Annotated in this window: 18 protein-coding genes; 11 read left to right on the top strand and 7 right to left on the bottom strand. The window is 69.0% G+C overall.

Features of this window, described 5'->3' with window-relative positions; all coding sequences use genetic code 11:
• Positions 1-7 precede the first annotated feature (7 nt).
• The 4 genes from ULB03_RS01395 to ku (ULB03_RS01410) all read left to right on the top strand — a co-directional run bounded on the left by ULB03_RS01395 (position 8) and on the right by ku (ULB03_RS01410) (position 6,584).
• Positions 8-1,273 (top strand): TolC family protein, encoded by a 1,266-nt coding sequence (locus ULB03_RS01395; protein ID WP_322481533.1) that lies wholly within the window; start codon positions 8-10, stop codon positions 1,271-1,273.
• Entirely contained in the window at positions 1,270-2,460 is a 1,191-nt protein-coding gene (locus tag ULB03_RS01400) for an efflux RND transporter periplasmic adaptor subunit (protein ID WP_322481534.1), read from the top strand. The genes ULB03_RS01395 and ULB03_RS01400 overlap by 4 nt, the downstream gene beginning before the upstream one ends.
• An 11-nt stretch (positions 2,461-2,471) precedes the next feature.
• A complete protein-coding gene (locus ULB03_RS01405) occupies positions 2,472-5,708 on the top strand; it encodes an efflux RND transporter permease subunit (RefSeq protein ID WP_322481535.1) in 3,237 nt (1,078 codons plus the stop codon).
• 63 nt (positions 5,709-5,771) lie between these two features.
• On the top strand, positions 5,772-6,584 hold the full coding sequence (ku, locus tag ULB03_RS01410; RefSeq protein ID WP_322481536.1) for a non-homologous end joining protein Ku: 813 nt from the start codon (positions 5,772-5,774) through the stop codon (positions 6,582-6,584).
• Between the two features lie 454 nt (positions 6,585-7,038).
• Here ku (ULB03_RS01410) and ULB03_RS01415 read toward each other — a convergent pair whose 3' ends face one another.
• Genes ULB03_RS01415 through ku (ULB03_RS01425) form a run of 3 tightly spaced genes read right to left on the bottom strand, consistent with a single transcriptional unit; the run spans position 7,039 to position 11,169 of the window.
• The gene (locus tag ULB03_RS01415; RefSeq protein WP_322481537.1) at positions 7,039-7,653 is read right to left on the bottom strand and encodes a glutathione S-transferase family protein; all 615 of its coding nucleotides are present in this window, start codon (positions 7,651-7,653) and stop codon (positions 7,039-7,041) included.
• A 60-nt stretch (positions 7,654-7,713) separates the two neighbouring features.
• On the bottom strand, positions 7,714-10,284 hold the full coding sequence (ligD, locus tag ULB03_RS01420) for a DNA ligase D (protein WP_322481538.1): 2,571 nt from the start codon (positions 10,282-10,284) through the stop codon (positions 7,714-7,716).
• 3 nt (positions 10,285-10,287) lie between these two features.
• Positions 10,288-11,169, bottom strand: coding sequence for a non-homologous end joining protein Ku (ku, locus tag ULB03_RS01425; protein ID WP_322481539.1), 882 nt, complete (start codon positions 11,167-11,169; stop codon positions 10,288-10,290).
• Positions 11,170-11,333: 164 nt separating this feature from the next.
• Between ku (ULB03_RS01425) and ULB03_RS01430 the strand changes: the two genes are divergently transcribed.
• From ULB03_RS01430 to ULB03_RS01445, 4 genes are all read left to right on the top strand, one after another.
• Positions 11,334-12,419: a zinc-binding metallopeptidase family protein gene (locus ULB03_RS01430; protein ID WP_322481540.1), complete on the top strand. Its 1,086-nt coding sequence runs from the start codon at positions 11,334-11,336 to the stop codon at positions 12,417-12,419.
• Between the two features lie 98 nt (positions 12,420-12,517).
• Complete coding sequence (locus ULB03_RS01435) at positions 12,518-13,735, top strand: ROK family transcriptional regulator (RefSeq protein WP_322481541.1); 1,218 nt, start codon at positions 12,518-12,520, stop codon at positions 13,733-13,735.
• 99 nt (positions 13,736-13,834) lie between these two features.
• Positions 13,835-15,349: a carboxylesterase/lipase family protein gene (locus ULB03_RS01440; RefSeq protein ID WP_322481542.1), complete on the top strand. Its 1,515-nt coding sequence runs from the start codon at positions 13,835-13,837 to the stop codon at positions 15,347-15,349.
• Between the two features lie 173 nt (positions 15,350-15,522).
• A complete protein-coding gene (locus ULB03_RS01445; RefSeq protein ID WP_322481543.1) occupies positions 15,523-16,143 on the top strand; it encodes a TetR/AcrR family transcriptional regulator in 621 nt (206 codons plus the stop codon).
• 6 nt (positions 16,144-16,149) lie between these two features.
• Here ULB03_RS01445 and ULB03_RS01450 read toward each other — a convergent pair whose 3' ends face one another.
• Positions 16,150-17,469, bottom strand: coding sequence for a sugar porter family MFS transporter (locus tag ULB03_RS01450; RefSeq protein ID WP_322481544.1), 1,320 nt, complete (start codon positions 17,467-17,469; stop codon positions 16,150-16,152).
• Positions 17,470-17,652: 183 nt separating this feature from the next.
• On the opposite strand from ULB03_RS01450, the gene ULB03_RS01455 reads away from it, so the two are divergent.
• Complete coding sequence (locus ULB03_RS01455) at positions 17,653-21,120, top strand: glycosyl hydrolase 2 galactose-binding domain-containing protein (protein ID WP_322481545.1); 3,468 nt, start codon at positions 17,653-17,655, stop codon at positions 21,118-21,120.
• Positions 21,121-21,170: 50 nt separating this feature from the next.
• Here the strand turns inward: ULB03_RS01455 and mqo are convergent, their stop codons facing one another.
• The 3 genes from mqo to ULB03_RS01470 all read right to left on the bottom strand — a co-directional run bounded on the left by mqo (position 21,171) and on the right by ULB03_RS01470 (position 24,119).
• Positions 21,171-22,673, bottom strand: a complete 1,503-nt coding sequence (gene mqo / locus ULB03_RS01460) for a malate dehydrogenase (quinone) (RefSeq protein WP_322481546.1) — start codon at positions 22,671-22,673, stop codon at positions 21,171-21,173.
• Complete coding sequence (locus ULB03_RS01465; RefSeq protein ID WP_322481547.1) at positions 22,670-23,065, bottom strand: cupin domain-containing protein; 396 nt, start codon at positions 23,063-23,065, stop codon at positions 22,670-22,672. The genes mqo and ULB03_RS01465 overlap by 4 nt, the downstream gene beginning before the upstream one ends.
• Before the next feature lie 133 nt (positions 23,066-23,198).
• A complete protein-coding gene (locus ULB03_RS01470; protein WP_322481548.1) occupies positions 23,199-24,119 on the bottom strand; it encodes a LysR family transcriptional regulator in 921 nt (306 codons plus the stop codon).
• Positions 24,120-24,308: 189 nt separating this feature from the next.
• Between ULB03_RS01470 and ULB03_RS01475 the strand changes: the two genes are divergently transcribed.
• A complete protein-coding gene (locus ULB03_RS01475; protein ID WP_322481549.1) occupies positions 24,309-25,499 on the top strand; it encodes an acyl-CoA dehydrogenase in 1,191 nt (396 codons plus the stop codon).
• Between the two features lie 20 nt (positions 25,500-25,519).
• Entirely contained in the window at positions 25,520-26,761 is a 1,242-nt protein-coding gene (locus ULB03_RS01480) for a CaiB/BaiF CoA transferase family protein (RefSeq protein WP_322481550.1), read from the top strand.

The following is a 26,761-nucleotide window of genomic DNA, read 5'->3' on the forward strand; positions in this document are numbered from 1 at the left end:
GCCTTTCATGCGCATCCCGATCATCGGGCTGGCCGCGGCCTTTGCCGTCGCCTGGCCCGCCTGGGCCGTGGCCGAACCGCCACCGGCCCCGTCCCTGGGCGCCCCAGTGTCCGCGAACGACACGGCCCTCACCGCCCTCATCACCCAGGCGCTCGCCACCAATCCCCGCCTGAAGGCGGCCCAGGCCCGCGCCGGGGCCGCCCAAGGGGACGTCACCCAGGCCGGCGTCCTGCCCAACCCGCAACTGTCCTTGCAGACGGAGAACCTGGCCGGGTCCGGCCCCTATCGCGGCACCCGGGCCATGGAAACCACCGTCGGCCTGAACCAGCTGATCGAACTGGGCGGCAAGCGCGGCAGCCGCCAAGCCGTGGCGACGGCGGCGGAAAGCCGCGCCCGCCTGGACGCCGACATCGTGCGCCTGGACCTGATCCGGGACGTGCGGGTCGCACATGCCGCCCTGCTCGCCGCCACGGCCCGGCGCGCCATTGTCGAGGAACAGCGCGGCCTGGCGGCGGAAACCGCCCGCGCCGTGGCCGCGCGTGTCCAGTCCGGCCATGACAGCGCCATTCAAGAAGACCGTGCCGCGACCGATCTGCGCCAAGCGGAGATCGAGGCCGCCCGTGCGGCACGGGAAGAGGCGGCCGCCCGCCGCAGCCTGGAGCTGCTGGTGGGCGGGCCCGTCCCCGCCCTGGACCCCGCAGCACTGCGGGATCTGGGGCCGCCCCTGGCCGCCCCGGCAGCCGGGAACAATCCGGACGTCGCCCGGTGGCGGGCGGAGGTGGGCCGTAGCCGCGCCGCCATCGCGGTGGAACGCGCCCGCGCCGTGCCCGATGTGACCGTCGGCGCCGGGGTGCGCCGTTTCAATGACGGGCGCGACACCGCCCTGGTGCTGGGCGTCACCATTCCCATCCCCGCCTTCGACACCAACCGGGGTGGCATCCACCGCGCCTATCAGGAAAGCGTGGAGGCGGAGATGGAGCTGGACCGCGCCACCCGGGACCAGGACACCGCCCTGGCCATCGCCCGTGACCGCGTGGCCGTGGCGCGCCAGGAGGCGGAGACCCTGGCCCGCCAGGTCGTGCCCGTGGCCGAGCAAGCCGCCGCCGCCACGCGGGAAGGCTATCGCCAGGGCAAGTTCCCTTACCTCGACGTGCTGGATGCCCAGCGCACCCTGCTGGCCGCCCGCCTGACCTTGGTCGCGGCCTATCAAGACTATCACCAGAGCCGGGCCGATCTGGACCGGCTGACCGGCGCCGGGGAGGCCCAGCCATGACCACCATCCGCACCAAAGCCCTGCTGCGCCTGGGCGCCGGGGCCCTGACCCTGGCCGCCCTGGCCACCTGGATCGCCACCGGCCAGGCACCCAAGGGGGAACCGGCCGAGCAAAAGACAGAGGCGCACGATGACAGCCTGGTGCGCCTGACGCCGGAACAGGCACAGGCCGCTGGCATCACCACGGCGACGGCGGGCCCCGGGCGCCTGGTCCGCCGGGTGCGCGTCACCGCCACGGTGACGGCCGACCAGGACCACATCGTCCATATCGCCCCGCGCATCGCCGGCGTGGTGGCGGACGCGCGCAAACGGCTGGGCGACGCGGTGACCGCCGGTGAGGTGCTGGCCCTGATCGATAGCACCGAGGTGGCGGATGCCCGCGCCGAATATCTGGCGGCGCGGGAGAACGAGCATCTGGCCCGCACCACCGCCGACCGGGAGGAGGCGCTGTGGCGCCAGCGTATTTCCCCGGAACGCGACTATCTCCAGGCCAAGGCGGCGGCGATGGAGGCCGCCATCCGCACCGGCCGCGCGCATCACAGCCTGCAGGCGCTGGGATTGGATGAAACCAGCGCCAAGTCCACGGGCGCCAAGTCCACGGGCGCCGGCCTGCAACGGCTGGAACTGCGCAGCCCCATCGCGGGCCAAGTCATCGCCCGCACCGCCACGCGGGGCGACCGGCTGGCCGCCGATGCCGACGCCTATGTCGTCGCCGACCTGTCGCAACTGTCGCTGACCTTTCCCGTCTATGCCCGCGATCTGCCGTTCGTCGCCGTTGGCAAAGCGCTGCAGGTGAGTGGTGCCGACGGGCGCGCCACCACAGCCCGCGTGACCCATGTCGGCCCGGTGTTGGATCCGGCCACCGGCTCCGCCCCCGTGGTGGCGACGCTGGATAACCCGGACGGGTCGTGGCGACCCGGCGACTTCGCCACCGGCACGCTGGAGGCGGACGCGCAGGAGGCCGCAGTGCTGCTGCCGGAAAGCGCCGTGGTGACCCTGGACGGCCAAACCCAGGTGTTCGCGCCCGTGCCCGGCGGCTATGCCCGCCGGCCGGTCACCCTGGGCCGTGGCGACGGCACCCAGGTCGAGGTGCTGGCCGGGCTGAAGCCCGGCGACACCGTCGCCGCCGGCAATGCCTTCATCCTGAAGGCGGAGGCCGGCAAGGGCGACGCCGGCCACGACGAGTGAGGAGACGAGCCATGCTTGAGCGCATCCTCACCCTATCCGTGCGCCACCGCTGGATGGTGGTGGCCCTGGCCGTGCTGGCCGCCGCCGCCGGCGGCTGGGCGGCCCTGCGTCTGCCCATCGACGCCGTGCCCGACATCACCAACAAACAGGTGCAGATCAACACCACCGCCCCGGCCCTATCGCCGGTGGAGGTGGAAAAGCAGGTGACCTTCCCCATCGAAACGGCCTTGGCCGGCATTCCCGGGCTGGAAGGCACGCGATCGCTGTCGCGCAACGGCTTTTCCCAGGTCACGGCGCTGTTCGCGGAAAACGTCGACATCTATTTCGCCCGCCAGCAGGTGGCGGAGCGCCTGAACGAGGCCAAGGCCGCCCTGCCGGACGGCACGGAACCGCACATGGGCGCCCTGTCCACCGGCCTGGGCGAGGTCGCCATGTGGACCGTGGCCCTGGCGCCGTTCGACGCCGCCCGCGTGAAGCCGGGGGCCGCCGGCTGGCAGGCCGACGGCAGCTATCGCACGCCGGAGGGCCAGGTGCTGACGACGGAGGCGCAGCGGGCGACCTACCTGCGCACCGTGCAGGATTGGATCATCCGGCCGCAGCTGAAATCCGTGCCCGGCATCGCCGGGGTGGATGCCATCGGCGGCTATGTGAAGCAGTACCAGGTGGCGCCCGATCCGCTGCGCCTGGCGGCGCGGGGCCTGACCCTGGCCGATGTCGTCCAGGCGCTGGAGCGCAACAACACCAGCGCCGGTGCCGGCTACCTGGAGCGCCGGGGCGAGGCCTATGTCGTGCGGGCCGACGGCCGGCTGCGCGACATGGGGGAGATCGGCGCCGTGCCCATCGCCAGCCGGGACGGCACCCCCGTCTTCCTGCGCGACGTGGCCACCGTGACCCTGGGCCATGAACTGCGCACCGGCAGCGCCAGCGAGAATGGCCGTGAAGTGGTGGTGGGCACCGCCCTGATGCTGGTGGGCGGCAACAGCCGCACGGCCGCCGCCGCCGTGACCGCCAAGCTGGCCGAGGTGGCCCGCACCCTGCCGCCCGACGTGGTGGCCCAGGTGGTGCTGGACCGCACCAAGCTGGTGGACGCCACCATCCACACGGTGTCCAAGAACCTGGCGGAGGGCGCGCTGCTGGTGGTGGCGGTTTTGTTCGCCCTGCTGGGCAACATCCGCGCCGCGCTGATCACCGCCGCCGTCATCCCCGTGACCATGCTGCTGACAGCCATGGGGATGGTGGAGGCCGGCGTCAGCGCCAACCTCATGAGCCTGGGCGCCCTGGACTTCGGCCTGATCGTCGACGGCGCCGTCATCATCGCGGAGAACTGCCTGCGCCGGCTGGGCCACCGGCAACAGGCGGCTGGCCGGCCGCTGACGACATCCGAACGGATGGCGGAGGTAGTGGCCGCGACGAAGGAGATGATCCGCCCCTCCGTCTACGGCCAGGCCATCATCATCCTGGTCTATGTGCCGCTGCTGACCTTCACCGGGGTGGAGGGCAAGATGTTCCGGCCCATGGCCCTGACCGTCATCACCGCCCTGGTGGCCGCCTTCGCCCTATCGTTGACCCTGGTGCCGGCGCTGATCGCCCTGGTCATTACGGGGCCGGTGAATGAACGGGAGAACCGCGTGGTGGCGCTGGCCAAGGGTTGGTACGCGCCCCTGCTGGACCGGGCCCTGGCGGCACCGGCACCCTGGATCTTCGGGGCGGCCTGCCTGTTCCTGGCCAGCCTGGGCCTGTTCACCCGCATGGGGCAGGAGTTCATCCCCACGCTGGACGAACAGGACATCGCCGTGCAGGCGGTGCGCATCCCCAGCACCTCGCTGACCCAATCCACCACCATGCAGAAGGACGTGGAACGGGTGGTCAGCGGCCTGCCGGAGGTCGCCTTCGTCTTCTCCAAGACGGGGACGGCGGAGATGGCGGCCGACCCTATGCCGCCCAACGCCTCGGACACCTTCATCATCCTGAAGCCGCGGTCGCAATGGCCGGATCCGGCCTTGCCCAAGGCCGATCTGGTGGCGAGGGTCGAGGCGGCGCTGGGCCGGTTGCCCGGCAACGCCTATGAATTCACCCAACCCATCCAGATGCGCTTCAACGAGTTGATCTCCGGCGTGCGCAGCGACGTGGCGGTGAAGCTGTACGGTGACGACTTCGACACCCTGCAGGCGTCGGCCAACCGCATCGCCGGCGTGCTGCAAGGCACCGCCGGGGCGGCCGACGTGCGGGTGGACCAGGCGGCAGGCCTGCCCACCCTGGACATCCGCGTGGATCGCCAGACCGCCGCCCGCTTCGGCCTCAGCGCCCAGGAGGTGCAGGACGTCGTGGCCATGGCCGTGGGCGGTCGTGCCGCCGGCCAGGTGTTCGAGGGCGACCGCCGCTTCGACATCACCGTGCGGCTGGCCGACCCCTTGCGCAACGACCTGGACACCTTGCGCGCCCTGCCGGTGCCCCTGCCCGCCGGCAGCCAGACCGGCGGTAGCGGGGATGCCGCGCGCTTCGTGCCGCTGGGCACGGTCGCCAGCTTCACCCTGGCGGAAGGGCCCAACCAGATCGGGCGGGAGGACGGCAAGCGGCGCATTGTCATCCAGGCCAACGTGCGCGGCCGCGACATCGGGTCCTTCGTGGCGGAGGCGCAGGGACGGCTAGCCGCCGTCCCCCTGCCCTCCGGCTACTGGGTCACATGGGGCGGGCAGTTCGAGAATCTGGCGGCGGCGCGGGCGCGGCTGGCGGTGGTGGTGCCGGCCTGCTTCATCGCCATTTTCCTGCTGCTGTACGGCGCCTTGGGCTCCCTCCGCGACGCCGCGCTGGTGTTCAGCGGGGTGCCCTTGGCCCTGACGGGCGGGATCGCCGCCCTGTGGTTGCGCGGTATGCCCTTCTCCATCTCCGCCGCCGTGGGGTTCATCGCCCTATCCGGCATCGCCGTGCTGAACGGCCTGGTCATGGTGTCCTTCATCCGCCAGGCCATCACCGACGGCGGCGAGCCCTTGGCCGCCATCCGCGACGGGGCGCTCACCCGCCTGCGGCCGGTGTTGATGACGGCCCTGGTGGCCTCGCTGGGCTTCGTGCCCATGGCGCTGGCCACCGGCCCGGGGGCGGAGGTGCAGCGGCCGCTGGCCACGGTGGTCATCGGCGGCCTGATCAGCGCCACGGCGCTGACCCTGGTCGTCTTGCCAGCCCTCTACCGCCGCTTCGCGGTGCCGGGGACGGCGCGGGCGGGCGCCGCGATACCCTCGCTGGCCGAATAGCACGGAACCGGCCATCCCTTCCGGCGGTTTCCCCGGGGCACCACCCTTGGGGAGATCGCCGGTATGGCCGCGCGTTCGTTCTGGAAAGGCTATCTCAAGCTGTCCCTGGTCACCTGCCAGGTGGCGATGACGCCCGCCACGTCGGAGAATGAGAAGGTCCGCTTCCACACCCTGAACCGCGCGACCGGCAACCGCGTGGTCAGCCATTACGTCGACGCCGTCACCGGTGATCCGGTGGATGAGGAGGACGAGGCCAAGGCCTATCCCAGGGGCGAGGACGATTACCTGATCCTGGAGGATGACGAGCTGGACGCGGTGGCGCTGGAAAGCACCCGCACCATCGACATCGAGATGTTCGTGCCCCGCGATAGCATCGAGTGGATCTGGTACGACACCCCCCATTATCTCACCCCCAGCGACCCGGTGGGGGAGGAGGCGTTCTCCGTCATCCGCGAGGCCATGGCCGCCACCGGCCGGGTCGGCATCTCCCGCCTGGTGATGTACCGGCGGGAGCGGGCGGTGATGCTGGAGCCGCAGAGCAAGGGCATCATCGTCTGGACCCTGCGCTACGGCGATGAGGTGCGCGACGCGGACGCCTATTTCGGCGACATCCGCGAGGAAAAGCCCGAGCCCAAGCTCCTGTCCCTGGTAAAGACCCTGATCGAGGAGCGCACCCGGCCCTGGGATCCCTCCCTGGTGGACGACCCGGTGCAGGACCGCCTGCTGGACCTGATCGCCGCCAAGAAGAAGGGCCGCAAGCGCCCCGCCAAGGCCAAGGCGCCCGAGGCGGACACGCCCAGCAACGTCATCAACATCATGGACGCGCTGAAGAAAAGCCTGGCCGCGGAGGGCAAGGGCGGGCAGAAGCGGCGATAGGCATCAATGGCACAGGAAAACCTCGCGCCTTTTTAGGACGCGACCGCGTCCGCCGCAGCATTCCGGGAAGCGTCAGCGGACTGGAATGCGAGGAAGCCGAGCCCGCGGATGCGGGCGGCCGGCGTCTAATACCAGAGGCACGAGATAGAGACTCGTGCCTCTGTAGCCCGCGACTGCGGGCGCCGCAGCGAGCACCGCAGGTCGCAGCGAGGAAGCCAAAGGGCGCGGATGCGCCCGCCGGCGCTTGAGGTGGCATTTGAGAGGTCACGATCAAATGCCGCGCGTATAATACCAAGTAGCGATGATCCTGACCTATGGCCAGGCCCATCGCCCTCAATCGCCGGCGCCGCCATCCAGCGGCTTGGCTTCCGCGCCTTGGCGCGCGGGGGCAGTCGCCGCCGATACCAAGGAGCGATCAATGGAAATCATCGCTCCTTGGTATGAGGCATAAAGCTCAGGAATACGGCACCGCCTGGAACTCGGGCAGCGCCTCCGCCCGCTCCGACAGGCGAACCAGGCCGGGGTGCGGCGCCCGGTCGATCAGGCCCGGGACCATGTTCTGGGCGAAGTACCAGGCGACGGCGGTGGTGATGTCGGCCTGGTTGAGCCGGTCGCCGCCGAGCCAGGTGGTGCCGTCGCCAACCTCCCGCTCCAGCAGGTCGAAGGCGGTGACGGCCTGGGCGCGGACACGGTCCAGCCAGGGCTGGTGCTGCTTGTCCTCCGGGCGCAGGTTCACCTCATAGGCCACCTGCACCGCTTTCTCACACGCCACCAGGGCCAGGCCGATGACGCGCTGGGCACGGACAAACGCGGCAGGGTCGGTGGGCATCAGGTGCCGGTCCGCTGGAACCAGGCGTTCCAGGGCCTGCAGGATCAGGGTGCTGTCCATCAGCACCGTTCCGTCGTCCAGCACCAAGGTCGGCGCCTTCACCACCGGGTTGATGGCGGCGAAAGCGTCGTAGTGGCGGAAGACGGACAGGCGCTCATGCTCAAAGGCCAGGCCCATGGCCACCAGCGATATTCCCACGCGGCGGACGTAGGGTGAATCCGGCATTCCGATCAAGCGCATGACGGGGCTCCTGATGAAGGGAGGCGCATTGTGCCTGAAACCGGGCGGGGCGCCAGCCCTTTAACCCGTCCGCCCGCCGCCGGTCCGCCTGCGCGCCGGCCTTGTCGCCTGCTCCAACGGGTGGGCGGCGGCGCGGAAGTCCGCCCACGGGTCGGCGGATAGCGCGGCCAGCCGGGTGGGCGTCGTCATGACGGTGAAATAGGCCGGGCCGATGGCGGGGCTCAGCTCTTCCCAGGCCAGGGGCATGGAGACGGCGGCACCGGGACGCGCCCGGGTGGAATAGGCCGCGACGGCCGTCGCCCCCCGTTGGTTGCGCAAATAGTCCACCAGGATCTTGCCGCCCCGCTTGGCCTTGGTGATGGTGGCCACGAAGCGATCCGGGCTGTCGGCGGCCATGGCGTCGGCGATGCCCTTGGTGAAGGCCTTCACCGCCGCCCAGTCGGCCTTGGGCGTCAACGGCGCCACCACGTGCAGTCCCTTGCCGCCCGTCGTCTTGATGAAAGCGGCCAGACCGGCCTGCTCCAGCCTGTCCTTCACCTCGTGCGCGGCGTCGATGACAGCCTGCCATGGCACGCCCTCCCCCGGGTCCAGGTCCAGGGTGAGGGTATCGGGCCGTTCCCAATCCTTGAGGGTGGCGCCCCAGGGATGGATTTCCAGGACCGCCGCCTGCACCAGCCCCAGCAGCCCGTCCAGGTCATTGATCGCGATCAGCGGCCCCTCCGCCGGCTCCGTCGGGTCGGGCACCTGGATGATGGCCTTGCTCAGCCCCTTCCAGGCATGCTTCTGGAAGAATGACTCGCCGGTGATACCACTGGGGCAGCGCAGCAGGGCCAGTGGCCGCCCCACGATGAAGGGCGCGATGGACCTCCAGATTTCCGTGTAGTAGTCGGCCAGGCCGGCCTTGGTGACCCCCGCGTCCGGCCAATAGAGGCGGTCCGGATGGCTCAGTTTCAGCAGGGGCTTGGGCTCCGCGCGGCCTCCCTCGCGCGCGGTTCCCGCCGGCGCCTTCGCGGCCGCTTCGCGCACGACTTCCTTCGGGTCCTTGTCTTCCCGCAGCCCCCGGAAGGCGGCATGGCGGATGTTGCCGTCGCCCGTCCAGGTGCGGAAATCCACCTCCGCCACCAAGTCGGGCCGGACATAGCGAACCTGGCGACGCTCCTCCGCCGTCAGGATGTCGTCGAAGGGACTGTCCTCCACCCGCATGCGCTCCAGCCGGCGGAACAACTCTTCCGCTACCGAAACGGTATAGCCGGTGCCGACGCGACCCACATGGCGCAGCTTGCCCTGGTCATAGACGCCCAAGACCAGGGACCCGATGGCGCGGCGCGCGGTAGTGGACGGAACATAGCCCGCCACCACGAACTCCTGGCGGTTGCCGCACTTGGACTTGATCCAGCCCTTGCCCCGGCCCGGCTTGTACGGGGCGTCGCGCACCTTGGAGACGATGCCTTCCAGGCTCAGGCGGCACGCGTGGTTCAACACCAGGCCGCCGGACTCGTCGAAATGCTCGCTGTAGCGCAACGGTCCGCCGGCCTCACCCAGCAGGCTCTTCAGCGCCGCCTTGCGCTGCTCCAACCCCACGCCGCGCAAATCCTGGTCCTCCAGGTGCAGCAGGTCGAAGGCGTAGAAGACGAAGCGGTCGCTGCGCCCCTCGCTGAGATCGGCCTGCAAGGCGGAAAAGTCGGAGGCGCCGGCCGCGTTCTCCACCACCAGTTCGCCATCGATCAGGGCCTTGCCGATGGGCAGATCGGCCAGGGCCTCCGGCACCACCGTGCCGAACCGCTTGGTCCAGTCCAGGCCGCTGCGGGTCAGCAGCGTCACCCGCCCCGCTTCGACGCGCGCCTGCAGGCGATAGCCGTCGAACTTGATCTCATGAATCCACCGCGCCCCCACGGGCGGCTTGGCCTGCAGGGTGGCCAGGGCCGGCTCTACGAAGTCGGGCAGCGGCGCGGTCTTGGCCCCTTTCAGCCCATGTGTTCCGGCTGCCTTGGTGCCCTCAGGCGCGGCCTTGGAAGACGCGCGCGCCTTCTTCTCGATCTTGCCGGTCTTGGAGGACCAGCCGGGCTCCTCCCCCGCCACATCGTCGATGACCCGGCCTGTCTTCACCGATTCCGGCCGTTCCTCCAGGATGTCGGGATCACCCTCGCCGCGCGCGGCCTCATCCTCGCCCTTGATCAGCAGCCAGTTCTCGCGCTTCTCGCCCGGCCGGCCACGCATGCGCACCAGATGCCAGTGGCCCCCCAGCTTTTCGCCATGCAGCTCGAAATCCAGGTGGCCCTTGGCATAGCCCTTGTGCACATCGCCCACCGGCGTCCACTCACCCCGGTCCCAGACGATGACCGTGCCCCCGCCATATTCGCCCTGGGGGATGGTGCCCTCGAAGTCGCCATAGTCCAGCGGGTGGTCCTCGACATGCACCGCCAGGCGCTTTTCCCCCGGGATCAGGCTGGGCCCCCGGGTGACGGCCCAGCTTTTCAGCACGCCCTCCATTTCCAACCGGAAATCATAGTGCAGACGGGTGGCGTCATGTTTCTGGATGACGAAGCGATGGCCTTCCGCCCGCCCCTTCCGCCCCCGCGGCTCCGGCGTGGCGGTGAAGTCGCGCTTCTTGTGATAGGTTTCCAGGGCCATGGCTCAGCCCGCCTTGCGCCGGGCGGGGGTGGAGGCCTTGGCAGCAGCGCGCGGCTTGGCACGGCTGGGGACCGCCTTGCTGGGGGGCGGCTTCTTGACCGGCGGCTTGGCGCCGAATCCGGCGCTTTCCCTCAGCGCCGCCATCAGGTCGGTGGTCTTTCTCGGCGGGGGGCGCTTGGCCGCCGGCAGGGCCTTGCCCTCCAGCTTGGCCTTCACCAGGTCGGCCAGCGCCGCTTCGTAGCGGTCGTCGAAGTCCTCCGGCTTGAAGGTCCCCTTCTTGGTCTCGATGATGTGCTTGGCGAGGGCCAGCATCTCGCCCTCGATCTTGATGTCCGCGATGTCATCGAAGGCCTGGGCGGCGGGGCGGACCTCGTAATCGAAATTGAGTGTGGTGGCGATCAGGCCGGCGCCGTGGGCGCGGACCAGGACGGTGCGGGCACGGCGGAACAGCACCGTCTGGGCCAACGCCGCCACCTTCTTGGCGCGCAGTCCCTCGCGGATCAGCGCGAAAGCCTCATCCGCGTGGCGGTCGCTGGGGGCCAGGTAATAGGGCTTGTCGAAATAGACGTCGTCGATCTCGCCACAGGGGATGAAGGCCAGGACGGACAGGGTCTTGTCGCTCTCCGGCACCGCCGCGGCGACCTCATCCGGTTCCAGGATGACATAATCACCGCGCGCGACCTCATAGCCTTTCACCTGGTCCTCCCGCTCCACCGGCTTGCCGGTTTCGCTGTCCACGAACTGGCGGTGGACCCGGTGACCAGTGGCCCGGTTCACGGTATGAAAGGCGATGCGCTCGGACGAGGAAGCGGCGGTGTAGAGCGCCACCGGGCAACTGACCTCCCCGATCTTCAGAAACCCCTTCCAATTCGCCCTGGGTGCCATGGCAGCCGCCGTCAGTGGGGAAAACCGGGACTTAACATCCCGGGCGACGCGAGGGTTCCGGGAACTGGTCGCGGGAACTGGTAATGTCCTGCATCGTTTAACGAACACGGGGTTTAGTGGAAACGCGGTTTGGCGAAACGGGCCACCGATGGGGGAGATGAAGCGTGAAGCTGTTCAATTGCCAGGCCTGCGGCCAGATGCTGTATTTCGAGAACAGGCTTTGCGAACGCTGTTCCCATCGCCTGGGCTATCTGCCTGACGGCGACACCCTGCATGCGTTGGAGGCGGAGGGGGACGCCTGGCACGCCCTGGGGGCGCCCGACGCCCTTTACAGCTTGTGCGCCAACGCCGGGCAGGACGCCTGCAACTGGCTGGTGCCCGCCGACGCGGCCGAGCCCCTGTGCGCCGCCTGCCGCCACAACCGCACCATCCCCGACGTATCCTGCCCGACCGCGCTGGCGCAATGGCGCAAGATCGAGCTGGCCAAGCACCGGCTGTTCTACACCCTGATCAAGCTGGGCCTGCCCCTGGCCAACCGGACAGACGACCCGGACGGCGGCCTGGCCTTTGACTTCCTGGACGACCCGCCGGAGGGCGCCGTCATGACAGGACATGACAACGGACTGATAACATTGGCTTTGAAGGAAGCCGACGATGCGGAGCGGGAGACGCGCCGCACCCAGTTGCATGAGCCCTACCGCACCTTGCTGGGCCATTTCCGGCATGAGGTCGGCCATTATTACTGGGACCGGCTGGTGCGCGACGAGGGCCGCGTGGAGGACTGCCGCGCCCTGTTCGGCGACGAGCGCCAGGACTATGCCGCCGCCCTTCAGCGCCATTATGACCAGGGCGCCCCGGCGGACTGGCAGCAGGGCTTCATCAGCGCCTATGCCACCAGCCACCCGTGGGAGGACTTCGCCGAAACCTGGGCGCACTACCTGCACATCGTCGACACGCTGGAAACGGCCCACGCCTTCGGCATAAGGGTGCGCCCTATGGTCGATCACACCGGCGACCTGTCCACCCAGGCGGACTTCAACCCCTATCGGCGCGGCACCATCGCGGACATGGTGGATGCCTGGCTGCCTATCGCGTTCGCCGTCAACAGCATCAACCGTAGCATGGGCCAGGCGGATTTCTATCCCTTCATCCTGACGCCGGCCGTCATCGCCAAGCTGGGATTCATCCACGGCTTGATCATCGCCGATCGGGGGGCGAAAGCCCCCGTGCAGCCGCCGGCTCTGTCCTGACAAGACAGGAAAAACTTTTTCTGTGACTTATAGGCCCTATCGGGCCAGACTGGAGCGCAACTGGATAACGATGTCACCCGCAGGACAAGGGCACGCCCATGCTCGACGGCCACAGCCACGTTGCGCCCCTACACTCCCTGGCGGCGAGCCTGTCGGGCACCAACCTGGAACGGGCCGGCGACCACAATCAGCGCGTGACCCTGCAGGCCATCCGGGTCGGTGGCCAGATCACCCGCGCCGAATTGGTGGAACTGACGGGCCTGACCCTGCCGGCCATCGCCAACATCACCAAGCGCCTGCTGACCGAAGGCCTGATCGTGGAGGCGGGGCGCCAGCACGGCGGCCGGGGCCAGCCGGCCATCCTGTTGCAGATGAACCCGGACGGCTGCTTTTCCATCGGCGTCAACATCGACCGCGACCATGTCACCGTGGTGGTGCTGGACCTGTTGGGCAAGGTGCGCGCCCGCGCCTCGCGCGAGATCGACTTCGCGCCGCCGGAAGTCGTCGCTCAATTCTTCCGGACGGAAATCACCGCCATCCTTCAACGCACGGGCCTGCCGCTGTCCCGCTTCATCGGCATCGGCGTCGCCATGCCGGATGACATCGGCCGCGTTCCCCTGCCAGGCTGCCCGGACGTCTACGCCGCCTGGCATGACGTGGATGTGCCCGGCCTGTTCGCCGATATCCTGCCGCTGCCCGTGTTCGTGGAGAACGACGCCACGGCCGCGGCGCTGGGGGAACTGCAATTCGGCCACGGCCTGCGCCATCGCAGTTTCTTCTACATCCTGATCAGCGGCGGCCTGGGGGGCGGCATCGTCGTGGACGGTATCCAGTTCCGGGGCGCCCGGGGACGCAGCGGGGAAATCGGCTTCCTGCCCGTCCGGTCCGCCCGCACCCGCGCCCGCACGCTTCAGGAGGCCGTGTCCCTGTCCGCCCTTTATGACCGCTTGGCCGCCGCCGGCTGCCCCGTCGAGGAGCCGGAACAGCTATGCCACCTGGCCGGCACCCCCGGAGAAGCGGTGATGGAGGAGTGGATCGAGCTGGCCGCCGACCTGATGACCGACCCGCTGGTGGCCACCAACTGCCTGGTCAACCCCGAAGCCATTTTCCTGGGTGGCCGCCTGCCGGCCCCCCTGGTGGACAGGCTGGCCACCGCCCTGAACCACCGCCTGAGCGACCTTGCCATCCCGCAGGTGGCCCCGGTGCTGCGGGCCGCCATGGCCGCCGACGCGCCGGCCGTGGGCGCCGGCATGCTGCCCTTCACCGACCGCCTGCTGCCCAGCCGGGCCGCCCTGATGAAAACGGCGGAGACCTGACGCCGGCTTCTGTCCTACAGGACAGAAAAACGCGCTTGATCAATTAAAACAATTTCCTTTAGTTGGATCACAACAACGGCGCCAGGGAGGGCGGCCCCGGTGGTCCAACGGAAAATCCTTGCGCTTCTGGCGCTGGCCCTATTGCTCATCGGCGCGACGCCGGCTTACGCCGCCACGGTGGAAGTCTTCACCAGCATCGGCGCCCTGCTCGGCACGGACGATGGCAAAGGCGGCGCCCTGTTCCAGGGCATCCCTTACGCCCAGCCGCCCGTGGGTCCGCTGCGCTGGCGGCCACCACAGCCCGTCGGTTGGGTGCAGCAAACACGCGACGCCACCCATCCCGCGCCCCCCTGCCTGCAACGCGGCTATGGCTGGAACGATGCCCTGGCGGCCCGCAGCCAGGAGGATTGCCTGTACCTGGACATTCGCACCCCGGCCCTTATGCCGCGCGCCGCCCTGCCGGTGATGGTCTGGATTCACGGCGGCGCCAACCGGGCCGGCGGAGCGGACGGCACGGTTCTGTCCAGCCTCGCCGATCGGGGAGTGGTTCTGGTGGCCATCCAGTACCGGCTGGGCACCTTCGGCTTCCTGTCCTTGCCGGCGCTGACGGCGGAATCCCCTCACCAGGCGTCGGGCAATTACGGGCTCATGGACCAGATCGCCGCCCTGTCCTGGATACGGGCCAACATCGGCCGGTTCGGCGGCGATCCCGACAACATCACCATCTTCGGTGAGTCCGCCGGTGGCCAGGATGTGGGTCAGTTGATGCTGGCGCCGCAAGCGCGCGGCCTTTTCGCCAAGGCCATCGAGCAAAGCGGAACCGCCGGCTTCGGCGTTCCGCCCCGCACCCTGGCGGAGAATGAGGCGCTGGGCCGGCAATTGCTGGACAAGGCGGGCGTGAAGGATCTGGCGCAGTTGCGCGCCCTGTCGGGGCCGGCCATTCTGGCGGCCACGGATGCGCTGAAGCCCGCCACCATCGCCGATGACAGCTTCATCTGGCTACAGGCCGTCATTGACGGCTGGGTGCTGCCCAAGGCGCCGGAAGCACTGTTGGCGGATGCCGCCCCCGTCCCCCTGATGATCGGCAGTAACGCGCGTGAGCTGACCCTCTACGGTGGGGCGGATGCCGTGGTCCCCACCATCCATCATGCCTTCGGCGCCAACGCGGCGGCGGCGCTGGCCTTTTACGGCATCAAGGATGGCGTCCTGCCCCCGCCCGATCCGCGACTGGGCGACGTGGCGACGCAACTCGCCGACGACCTGACCTTCCGCTGCCCCTCCCTGCACGTGGCGGCAACGCATGCCGCCCACGGCCACCCCACTTGGGTGTATCACTTCGACCGCAGCCCGGCACAAGGGCCGGTCAGCCACGGCAGCGACCTGCCCTTCCTGTTCAGCGGGTTGCCTGCGGGGACACCGGGCGACGACACCCCCACCCTGCAACGCTATTGGGTCAACTTCGCCCGCAACGGCGATCCGAACGGCCAGGGCCAAGCCCGGTGGCCCGCCTATAGCCCACAAAACGGGGCCTACCTGGCCTTCACCGACGCGGGCCCGCAAGCGAAGGCCGGGCTGCGCGGCCCCCTGTGTGGACTACGCCCACCAACGCCCTGAGGCGATGGTGCCCGGCTATGCCGCCGTAGGATTATAGGCGACCTGAAAGGGGGCAATGTCCGGCACTGCATCGCCCTCTCCTTCTCTCTCGCGTCAATGGCTGCTATATATAAACGGAACAATGTTCCGACCTTATATACGGAACGTTGTTCCGTTTTTTAAGCGAGGACAGCGTGAGCGACAAGACGGGAGAGATCCGTCCGGAAAATGAGGGGAAGCGACGGGTTCGGGCCGACGCGCAACGCAACCTGGACGCCCTGCTGCAAGCGGCCATGGCGGTGTTCGCGACCGCCGGCGTCGACGCCCCGGTGCGGGAGATCGCGGAAAAGGCCGGCGTGGGCATCGGCACCGTCTACCGACACTTCCCCCAGCGCTCGGATCTGATCGTCGCCGTCTTTCGCCAGGAAGTGGACGCCTGCGCCGATGCCGCGCCCGCGCTGGCGGCGGCCCATGACCCGGGGGAGGCGCTGACGCGCTGGATGCGGCGCTACGTCGATTTCATCGCGGCGAAACGGGGCCTTGGAGCGGCCTTGCACTCGGGCGACCCGGCCTATGAAGCGCTGCCCGGCTACTTCAAGGACAGGCTGGTTCCGGCGCTGCAGTCCTTGCTGGACGCGGCCGTGACGGCCGGCGTTGTGCGTGCCGGCTTCGACCCCGTCGATCTGTTGCGGGCCGCTGCGGTTCTGGCATCCCCGTCCCAGGACATGGGGCCGGAGCATGGACGACGCATGGTGGATTTGCTGGTGGATGGGCTGCGCTATGGCGCGCGCCTGTCCCCACCGCCCCCAGCCTGACCAGCGTCAGGTTTCCAGCCGCTCGGCCATTTCCTCCAGCGACACGCGCTTGGTTTCGGGGAAGAACAGCAGCACCACCACGAACTGCACGGCCATCATGGCGGCGAACAGATAGAAGGGCGCGCCCTTGGAGTAGGTCGCCACCAGGGGAAAGACGCCGGACAGGAAAGCGTTGGCCAGCCAGTGGGTGGCGCTGCCCAGGCTTTGCCCCCGCGCCCGCACCGCCGTGGGAAAGATCTCCGCGATATAGACCCAGATGACCGCTCCCTGGCTGAACGCGAACGAGGCGATGAAGCCCAGGAGCGCCCAGATGAGATAGGTGGGGCTGCCCACGCCCGACAGGATAAGGGCGGCGGCCGCCAGGCTGAGGGTCATGCCAACGGCACCCGTCAGCAGCAGCGTCCGGCGCCCCGCCCGGTCGATGACCGTCATGGCGATGCCGGTGAACGCCAGGTTGGTCGCCCCCACCGCCACGGATTGCAGGTCCGCGGACACCTTGCCGAAGCCGGCGGCGGCGAAAATATCGTTGAGGTAATACAGGATGGCGTTGATGCCGCTGAACTGGTTGAACAGCGCCAAGCCCACGGCCAGCAGAATGGGCCGGCGATGGCGCCGCCAGGACAGGCGCCCCGCCTCCTGCGCCACCCCCGCTGCCCCCACCCCCGCCGTCAGCGCCCGCACGGCCATGTCACCCGCAGGCGCCCCCATACGGCGCAGCACGGTGGCGGCCTCGGCCACCCTGCCCTTCACCGCCAGCCAGCGCGGGCTGTTGGGGATGAAGGCCAGCAAGACCAGGAACACGGCGGACGGTACGGCCGTGACCGCCAGCTTCCACCGCCATTCGGCGTCGCCCAAGTCCAGGCCGCCAACCAGGTAGTTGCTGAGGTAGGCCACCAGGATGCCCAGGACGATGTTCATCTGGAACAGGCCCACCAGGGCGCCGCGACGCTGCGGCGGCGCGATCTCCGCGATGTACACCGGGGCCAGGACGGAAGACCCGCCGATGCCCAGGCCACCGATAAAGCGGAAGAAAACGAGGGAGGGCCAGTCCCACGCCAGGGCGGACCCCACACCGGAAATGAGGTAGAGCAACGCCATGACGCGCAGGCAATCGCGGCTGCCGTACCGGTCCCCCGGCCCGCCCGCGCCCAAGGCGCCGATGCAGGTGCCGACCAGGGCGCTGGACACGGTGACGCCCACCGCCCCCGGCGACAGGTTCATGACCGTCCGCAGGTCGCCGGTCACGCCAGCGATCACCGCCGTGTCGAAACCGAACAGCAGGCCGGCCAACGCGGCGGTCGCGATGCTGAGGAACAAAAATGCCATAGGTCGCCCCCTCCCCCTTTTTTATTTAACTAAGTTGTTTTATTAAATTGCCAATGCTGGTTTGTCGATAGCCTGTACTAGGATCGTCAACCGGCTTGATCGGGAAAGGGTGCCCTTCCGCACCCGCGCCCGAGCTGAAGAATAATGGGTGGCCCAGCGGGCCAACAAGGGAGGGTATCCTTGATGCACGGGATCGATAAGCCGAATGCCGTCCGGCGCCTGCTGTGGGCCTCGCTGATGGTGTCGTCCGCCTGGGCCGCGCCGTTGAGCGCCTTTGCGTCTGACAACGCTGTCAGCGCGGGCCCTTACAACGCCGCCTTCCTGGCCGGCGGCGACGGGCTGACCAAATCCCTGGGCGGTGTCACCCTGCCCGCCGACGGTCCCTGGACCCTGTCCACCTGGTTCCAGGCCGATGAGGTCGGCACCGGCACCGTGCTGCTGGCCGGCGTGGGCGACCCGGCCCAGGGCCGCTACCTGGCGCTGAAGGACGGCCGGCTGGCCCTGCACACCGGGACCGGTGAGGGCATCAGCGGCGGGGCGGCGGTCAAGGCCGGCGCTTGGCACCATGCCCTGGCCAGTTCGGACGGCAAGACCACCCACCTTTACCTGGATGGCGCCGAGGTGGCCCACGGCACGACGGCGCCGAATACCCCCACCCCCGTGGTGGGCCTGGCGCCCCGCATCGGGAATGGCGCCTTCGCCGGCCGCATCGCCGGCTTCGCCGTCAGCGCCAAGGCGATGAGCGCGGGCGAGGCCAAGGCGGCGGCCCAACGGACACCCGCCGCCGACCTGATCAATTTCGAGGCCGCCAGCCCGACTTGGCCGGTGCAGGTCAAGCAGATGATGGGCCAGGTGACGCCGCAGGATGCCTGGACCCTGCCCAAGAGCGCCGCCCCGTTCACCAAGCCCGTGGCCAAGCCCCTGCCCGACGGCCCGGCGCTGAAGGCCGATGGTGCCCCCGGGAGTGATAACCACTGGACCGTCGGCGGCTGGCGCCTGGCGGAGGCGCCCAAGGTGCAGGGTGACGGCGCCCGCATCTCCCAGCCCGGCTTCGATACCGCGTCCTGGTACGTGGCGACCGTGCCCGGCACCGTGCTGACCACCCTGGTCGATCGGGGCGTCTATCCCGACCCGGATTACGGCCTGGACAACCTGGCCATCCCGGAGAGCCTGAACAAGCAGGATTACTGGTACCGCACGGAATTCGATGCCCCTGCCGACCTGCGGGACCGCCATCCGCTGCTGACCTTCAAGGGCATCAACTACGCCGCCGAGGTGTGGCTGAATGGCGAGCGGCTGGGCGGCATGCGCGGCGCCTTCATCCGGGGGCAGTTCGACATCACCGGGCATCTGCGCCCGGGGCAGAAGAACGTGCTGGCGGTCAAGATCAGCCCCCCGCCCCATCCCGGCCTGCCACATGAGCAGTCGATCGCCGCCGGCGTGGGCGAGAACGGCGGCATGCAGGCCCTGGACGGCCCCACCTTCATCGCCAGCGAAGGCTGGGACTGGATCCCCGCCGTGCGCGACCGCAACACCGGCCTGTGGCAGGACGTGACCCTGACGGCCACGGGCCCGGTGCGCATCGGCGACAGCCAGGTGGTCACCAAGCTGCCCCTGCCCGACACGTCCAAGGCCGACATCACCATCACCGTGCCGGTGGAAAACCTGACCGGCCAGCCGGTGCAGGCCGAGATCCGCGCCGCCTTCGACGACGTGACGGTCGCCAAGACCGTGACCCTGGCGCCGGGTGCCGGCAGCGTCACCCTGTCCCCCGCAGAGTTCCCGCAACTGAGCGTGAAGAACCCCACGCTATGGTGGCCCAACGGCCTGGGCGATCCCGCCCTGCACAGCCTGACCCTGACGGCCATCGCCGGGGGGCCCCAGGGGAGTATGAAATCGGATGAGAAGCACACCCGCTTCGGCATCCGCGAGGTCAGCTATGAGCTGTCGCTGATGGATGCCACGGGGCATGTCCGGCGGGTGGAGGTCGACCCCACCCTGGCGCAGGGCCAGCAGGTGGTGGACGGCAGCCACACCGGCATCCACAAGATCGCCGGCGGCTGGGTGTCGTCCCTGACGCCGGGGGCCGAGAAATCGCCGGCGGTGAAGCCGTTGCCGGACTCCAGCCTGGCCCCCTATCTGATCCTGAAGGTCAACGGCGTGCGCGTGCCGGCGCGCGGCGGCAGCTGGGGCACCGACGACTGGCGCAAGCGCGTGTCGCGCGACCGGCTGGAACCGTTCTTCCGCCTGCACCGCGAAGCCCACGTCAACATCATCCGCAACTGGGTGGGCCAGAACACCGAGGACGTGTTCTTCGACCTGGCCGACGAGTATGGCCTGATGGTGCTGAACGACTTCTGGGAAAGCACGCAGGACTACAACATCGAGGCCCAGGACGTGCCGCTGTTCCTGGACAACGCCGCCGATGTCATCCGCCGCTATCGCAACCACCCCTCCATCGTGCTGTGGTTCGGCCGCAACGAGGGCGTGCCGCAGCCGGTGCTGAACGAGGGGCTGGAAAAGCTGGTCACCAGCCTGGACGGCACCCGCTATTACAGCGGTAGTTCCAACCGCGTGAACCTGCAGGACAGCGGGCCATACGACTACCGCGACCCGTCGCAGTACTTCACCAAGCTGTCCCGCGGCTTCGCGGTGGAGGTGGGCACGCCCAGCTTCCCCACGCTGGAGGCGTTCGAGGCCGCGGTGCCCGAGGCCGACCGCTGGCCGGTCAGCGACAACTGGGCCTATCACGACTGGCACCAGTCCGGGAACGGCGACACCCACGGCTTCATGGCGGCCATGGACCGCAAGCTGGGGGCCGCCACCAGCCTGGCCGACTTCGAGCGCAAGGCCCAGCTGATGAACTATGAAACCCACCGGGCCATCTTCGAGGGCATGAACGCCGGCCTGTGGACGGTGAACAGTGGCCGCCTGCTGTGGATGACCCAGCCGGCCTGGCCCAGCACCAACTGGCAGATCATGAGCCACGACTACGACACCCATGGCGCCTTCTACGGCGTGCAGAAGGCGGCGGAGCCCCTGCACGTGCAGTTGGACGCGCCGGACGACGGGATCAGCGTGGTCAACAACACCCGTGAGGCGAAAAAGGGCCTGACCATCCGGGCCCGCGTCCTGACCGTGGCCGGCCAGGTCATCAGCGACCAGACGCAGAAGGTCGACGCCCCGGCCGACGCCACCACCCACGCGCGCAAACTGGACCTGGCCGCCGCCATCCAGGCCAACGGCCTGGTGCTGGTGGAATTGGAGCTGTCGGACGCCGCCGGCACGCTGTCGCAGAACGTCTACTGGCGCGTGACCGACGATGCCGCCACCCGCCACCTGAACGACTTGGCGCCGCAGCCCGTCACCCTCTCCACCCGGACGGAACGGGCCGGCGATGAGGTCAAGGTGCATGTGACCTTGACCAACACCGGCAGCGCCGCGTCGCTGATGAACAAGCTGACCCTGCAGAACGCCGACGGCAGCCGCCTGCTGCCGGCCTATGCCAGCGACAACTACGTCTCCCTCCTGCCGGGGGACCGGCGCGAGGTCACCATCGCCTACCCCGCCGCCCTGGCGCAGGGCCAGCCCAAGGTGGCGTTGCGCGGCTGGAACACCCAGCCGGCCACGGTGGCGGTGACGGCCCCCTGAACGCGATCCGGAGGCCCCCGGTTCCGCCCGGGGGCCATCCGGGCACGGATTCAGCCGCCGATGTCCTCGATCTTCAGCACCGCGGCCGTCGCCGCCCGCGTGGCGCGGCAGGCGGCCGCGTCATGGGTCAGGTCGATGCCGTAGCTGGGAAAGATCGCCTTCAGCGCCGGCAGCCAGCCGCTCTCGGTCAGGCGTTCCGCGAAGGAGGTTTGCAAAACCTCCACCGCGATGGCGGCGGCGGTCGACGCGCCGGGCGACGCGCCCAGCAAGGCGACCAGCGACTTGTCGGCGGCGGCGACCAGTTCCGTCCCAAACTCCAGAACGCCGCCATGCCCCTCGGCGACCGGCTTGATGATCTGGACGCGCTGCCCGGCCACCGCCTCCCGCCACTGGCCGCGCTGGGCGGTGGGGAAGAACTGGCGCAGCATCTCGAACTGATGATGCCGGCTTTGGAACACCTGGCCGATCAGATATTCCTCCAGCGCCGCGTTGTCCTTGGCGACGTCGAGCAAGGGCAGGATGTTGCTGGCGGTGATCGACCCGAACAGGTCCGTGATGGAGCCATGCTTCAGGAATTTGGTCGAGAAGCCGGCATAGGGCCCGAACAGCAGCGAGGTCTTGCCGTCGATCACCCGCGTGTCCAGGTGCGGCACGGACATGGGCGGTGATCCCGTGGCGGCCTTGCCATAGACCTTGGCATGGTGGCGCGCCGTCACCGCGTCCACGTCGCAGCGCAGCCAGATGCCGCTGACCGGGAAGCCACCATACCCTGTGGCTTCCGGAATGCCCGACTTCTGCAGCAGGTCGATCGACGCCCCGCCCGCGCCGATGAAGACGAAGCCAGCGGACAGGGTTTGGCGGGTGCCGTCCGTCAGATCCTCAATGGTAACCGTCCACCGGCCATCCGCCGCCCGGTCGATGGCGACAACCTCGCCATGATAGCGCAGGTCCACGCCCGCCTCGCCCAGATGACGGACCAGCAGATGGGTCAGCGCGCCGTAATCGACGTCGGTGCCGGTGACGATGCGGGTGGCGGCGACCTTCTGCGCCGGATCGCGCCCTTCCATGACCAGGGGCGCCCATTCCGCGATTTGCGCGGGATCCTCGCTATACTCCATGCCGTGATAGCAATGATGCCCGCTCATGGCGGCGTGGCGGGCCTTGAGGAAGGCGACGTTCTCCTCCCCCCAGACGAAGCTCATGTGCGGACAGGGATGCAGGAAGGCGCGCGGGTCCGGGATGGCGCCGGACGACACCAGATGGGCCCAGAACTCCCGCGACACGTCGAACTCGGTATTCACCTTCAGCGCCTTGGAAATGTCGATACCACCATCAGGGCGCTGCGGCGTGTAGTTCAGCTCACAATTGGCCGCATGGCCGGTGCCGGCGTTGTTCCACGCCATGGAGCTTTCCTGGCCGCAATCGCCCAGGCGCTCGACCACGGCGATGCGCAGCGACGGGTCCAGCGCCTGCAGCAGCGTTCCCACGGTGGCGCTCATGATGCCGGCGCCGATCAACAGCGCGTCGACAGGCGGGGTGTCTAAAGCCGTCATGCCTGGCCTCCCGCGGGTTTGAAGTGCAGGGTGGCCCCCGGGTCATAGACGACGTAGGCGCGGCGCCAGGGTTCCGTGCCGATCAGGCGCCAGCGATGGCCGCTGCCGGTGTCATCCTGGGCGATCAGCACGTCGCCGGGGCGGATGGTGAAGGTGGCGCCGGACTTCACCTCGAACTCGATGGTGCCCGACAGGGTGATGACGAACTGCGGCTGCGGGTCCTGGTGCCATTCGAACGAACCGCCGGTGGCGGTCTCCTGGAAGGACAGCTCATGCACGGCGATGGGCAGGCCAGAAGCCCGGCCATGCAGGCCGACGCCGATTTCCAGCGCCCCTTCTTCAAAAAGGGAGTCACCGTCCGGGCCGGTCCATAGTCGGATACAGCGGATCATTTACGTCTCCGGTTCGAGGGTCGCGCGTTGACGTTCATGGGGGCGGCCGCGCCGCAACCACCGCGCCAGGATGGCAGCGGCCGTCGCCAAGCGATTGACGATAAAACCGATATTTGAAGACCGCTGCGGTTCCCTACACCGTCTTCGGCGGTAGGCCGTCCCGGTCGCGCCCCTGCTCCATCAGCCAATCGCGGAAGACCATGAGGGGGCGGTAGGTTTTGCGGTTGGCGGGATAGACCAGGTAATAGCTCGTCTCGGCCGGCGACGCCCGGCCCGGGAGGATGACCAGCTCGCCGGACGCGAGTTCCTCCCGCACCAGGAAACGGGGCACCAGGGCACAGCCCAGGCCGGCGACAGCGGCACGGATGACCAGCAGGAATTGCTCGAACACCAGGGCGGGCTGTCCCGTCGGGCGTTTCAGGCCCTGGGCCTCGAACCACAGCGTCCAGCTGTCGAGGCGGGTTTCCTGTAACAACAGGGGCAGCCGCGCCAGGTCGGCGGGACGCGGCGGGCCCTCGGGGCCGATCAGGGCCGGGGCGGCGACCGGCACCAGCTCCTCCCCCATGAAACGCTGGCAGATGAGATCGGGCGAGGGTGGCAGGGCGCTCATGATGGCGGCGTCCAGCCCTTCGGCGCGCGGGTCGATGGGCCGCACGCGGGTGGAGAAATTGATGCTGATGTCGCGGTGGCGGGCGAAGAAATCCGGCATGCGCGGGATCAGCCAGCGGGCGCCGAAGGATGGCAGGATGGCCAGGCCCAGGCTGCCGCTGCCGCTTTCAAAAGCGATGGCCTGGGCGCCGGCCTGACCCAGCCGGGTCAGGATGTCCCGCACCTGCTCCGCATAGAACTGGCCGGCCAGCGTCGGCACCACCCGCTGGCGCACCCGCTGGAACAGCGGCACGCCCAACTGCGCCTCCAGCTGGGCCACCTGCCGGCTGACCGCCCCTTGCGTCAGGTTCAATTCATCCGCCGCCAGGGTGAAGCTGGCATGGCGGGCCGCCGCCTCGAACGCGACCAAGGCCGCCGTGCTGGGAATAAGGCGACGAGAAAGCATGCGGGATCCCCACATTATCATGATGTGCAAGACGATAGTGGAACAGGAATAAGGCGTTGAGGTCCACAGATCATGAGTAAACCGCATGACCTCATGACGGGACATGGCTTGCCCCGCCCCGGTCCGGCGGCTTAAATCCAGGGGGTGGGCGCCCCGTCGAACCGGCGCCGTCGAGAGGGATCGCACAAGATGGCCAAAGGTGACGCCGCCTCGTTCCAGTGGGACGACGCCTTCCTGCTGAACGCGCAATTGAGCGAAGAGGAGCGGCTGATCCGCGACACCGCCCGCGCCTACGCCCAGGACAAGCTGGCGCCCCGTGTGGTGGAGGCCTTCGCCACGGAGCATACCGACAGGGCCATCTTCCAGGAGATGGGCGCGCTGGGCCTGCTGGGCCTCACCCTGCCGGAGGAGTACGGCGGCGCCAACGCCAGCTATGTCTCCTACGGGCTGGTGGCCCGGGAGGTGGAGGGGGTGGACAGCGGCTATCGCTCGATGATGAGCGTGCAATCCTCCCTGGTCATGCACCCCCTGTACGCCTATGGCAGCGAGGAGCAGCGCCGCCGCTACCTGCCCCGCTTGGCATCGGGGGAATGGGTGGGCTGCTTCGGCCTGACGGAACCGGACTCCGGCTCCGACCCCGCCTCCATGCGCACCCGGGCGGAGAAGGTGGCCGACGGCTATCGCCTCACCGGCAGCAAAATGTGGATCACCAACGCGCCCCTGGCCGATGTCTTCGTCGTCTGGGCCAAATCCGACGCGCACGGCGGGGCCATCCGCGGCTTCGTGCTGGAAAAGGGCATGGCCGGCCTGTCCGCGCCCAAGATCGCCAACAAGCTGAGCCTGCGCGCCTCCATCACCGGCGAGATCGTGATGGATGGCGTGGTGGTGGGGGAGGAACACCTGCTGCCCGGCGTCTCCGGCTTGAAGGGTCCCTTTGGCTGCCTGAACCGGGCGCGCTACGGCATCGCCTGGGGCGCCATGGGTGCGGCGGAAACCTGCTTCCATGCCGCCCGGACCTACACCCTGGACCGCCAGCAGTTCGGCCGGCCCCTGGCCGCCAACCAGCTGGTGCAGAAGAAGCTGGCCGACATGCAGACGGAGATCACGCTGGGCCTGCAAGCGGCGCTGCGCGTCGGCCGCCTGTTCGACGAGGGCACGGCGGCGCCGGAGATGATCAGCCTGATCAAGCGCAACAACTGCGGCAAGGCGCTGGACATCGCCCGCGCCGCCCGCGACATGCACGGCGGCAACGGCATTTCCGGCGAATTCCCCGTGATGCGCCACATGATCAACCTGGAAACCGTGAACACCTATGAAGGCACGCACGATGTCCACGCCCTGATCCTGGGCCGCGCCATCACCGGCATCGCCGCGTTCTGACCCCCAGACTGGAACGGATCATGACGGGCGCGCTGACGGGCATCCAGGTCCTGGATCTGAGCCGCATCCTGGCCGGACCCTGGGCGACCCAGCTGCTGGGCGATTTCGGGGCCACCATCATCAAGGTGGAAAAGCCGGGTGAAGGCGACGACACCCGGCGCTGGGGGCCCCCTTTCGTCGGCGGGGCGGACACGGCGGATGGCGGCACCGCGGCCTATTTCCTGGCAGCCAACCGCAACAAGCGCTCCATCGCCGTGGACTTCACCACCGCGGAGGGCCAGGCGCTGCTGATCGATTTGGCCGCCCGCTCTGACGTGGTGGTGGAAAACTACAAGGTCGGCGGACTGGCCAAGTACGGCCTGGATTATCCCAGCTTGCGGGCCATCAATCCGCGCCTGATCTACTGTTCCATATCGGGGTTCGGGCAGGACGGGCCCTACGCCCATCGCCTGGGCTATGACTTCCTGGTCCAAGGCATGTCCGGGCTGATGAGCGTCACCGGCACGGCGGAGGGGGGGCCGCAGAAGGCGGGCGTGGCCCTGGCCGACATCATCACCGGGCTGTACGCCGGCAACGCCATCCTGGCGGCCCTGCACCACCGGGAAAAGACGGGCGAGGGCCAGCACATCGACGTGGCGCTGCTGGACTGCATGGTGGCGGCCATGGCCAACCAGGCGCTGAACCACCTGGCCAGCGGCCGTGACCCGCAGCCCCTGGGCAACGGCCATCCCAGCATCGTCCCCTACGACACCTTCCCCACCGGCGATGGCCACATCAACCTGGCGGTGGGCAACGACGGGCAGTTCGGGCGGCTGTGCGCCGTGCTGGGGGTGCCGGACCTGAGCGCCGATCCCCGCTTCGCCACCAACAGCCAGCGCGTCACCCATCGCGCGGCGTTGACGGACCTGCTGACGGCCCGCCTGACGACGGCCCCGTCGGCGCATTGGCTGGCGCGGCTGGAGGCGGCGGCGGTTCCCGCCGGGCCCATCAACACCCTGGGCCAGGTCTTCGCCGACCCGCAGGTCAAGCATCGCCGGCTGGCCCTGACCCTGCCCGACCCCGTGCTGGGGTCGGTGCCCGGCGTCGCCTGCCCGGTCAAGCTGTCGGCAACGCCCCTCACGGAGGGAATGGCGCCGCCCGCCCTGGGCGCCGATACGGTCACGGTGCTGCGCGACATCCTGGGCCTGGACCATGCGCGCCTGGCGGCGCTGGCGGCGTCCGGGGTGATCGGCACGCCCGCCGAGGGGGCCACCGACAGGTAG

Source organism: Nitrospirillum goiasense (genome assembly GCF_034427435.1).
GTDB lineage: Bacteria > Pseudomonadota > Alphaproteobacteria > Azospirillales > Azospirillaceae > Nitrospirillum.

Bases quoted from the DNA above. Each gene is read 5' to 3' on its own strand.
- ligD (WP_322481538.1), bottom strand. From the start codon at position 10,284: ATGGCCCTGGAAACCTATCACAAGAAGCGCGACTTCACCGCCACGCCG.
- mqo (WP_322481546.1), bottom strand. From the start codon at position 22,673: ATGACGGCTTTAGACACCCCGCCTGTCGACGCGCTGTTGATCGGCGCC.
- ku (WP_322481536.1), top strand. From the start codon at position 5,772: ATGGCCGCGCGTTCGTTCTGGAAAGGCTATCTCAAGCTGTCCCTGGTC.
- ULB03_RS01470 (WP_322481548.1), bottom strand. From the start codon at position 24,119: ATGCTTTCTCGTCGCCTTATTCCCAGCACGGCGGCCTTGGTCGCGTTC.
- ULB03_RS01480 (WP_322481550.1), top strand. From the start codon at position 25,520: ATGACGGGCGCGCTGACGGGCATCCAGGTCCTGGATCTGAGCCGCATC.
- ULB03_RS01435 (WP_322481541.1), top strand. From the start codon at position 12,518: ATGCTCGACGGCCACAGCCACGTTGCGCCCCTACACTCCCTGGCGGCG.
- ULB03_RS01455 (WP_322481545.1), top strand. From the start codon at position 17,653: ATGCACGGGATCGATAAGCCGAATGCCGTCCGGCGCCTGCTGTGGGCC.
- ULB03_RS01405 (WP_322481535.1), top strand. From the start codon at position 2,472: ATGCTTGAGCGCATCCTCACCCTATCCGTGCGCCACCGCTGGATGGTG.
- ULB03_RS01400 (WP_322481534.1), top strand. From the start codon at position 1,270: ATGACCACCATCCGCACCAAAGCCCTGCTGCGCCTGGGCGCCGGGGCC.
- ULB03_RS01465 (WP_322481547.1), bottom strand. From the start codon at position 23,065: ATGATCCGCTGTATCCGACTATGGACCGGCCCGGACGGTGACTCCCTT.
- ULB03_RS01475 (WP_322481549.1), top strand. From the start codon at position 24,309: ATGGCCAAAGGTGACGCCGCCTCGTTCCAGTGGGACGACGCCTTCCTG.
- ULB03_RS01415 (WP_322481537.1), bottom strand. From the start codon at position 7,653: ATGCGCTTGATCGGAATGCCGGATTCACCCTACGTCCGCCGCGTGGGA.
- ULB03_RS01450 (WP_322481544.1), bottom strand. From the start codon at position 17,469: ATGGCATTTTTGTTCCTCAGCATCGCGACCGCCGCGTTGGCCGGCCTG.
- ULB03_RS01395 (WP_322481533.1), top strand. From the start codon at position 8: ATGCGCATCCCGATCATCGGGCTGGCCGCGGCCTTTGCCGTCGCCTGG.
- ku (WP_322481539.1), bottom strand. From the start codon at position 11,169: ATGGCACCCAGGGCGAATTGGAAGGGGTTTCTGAAGATCGGGGAGGTC.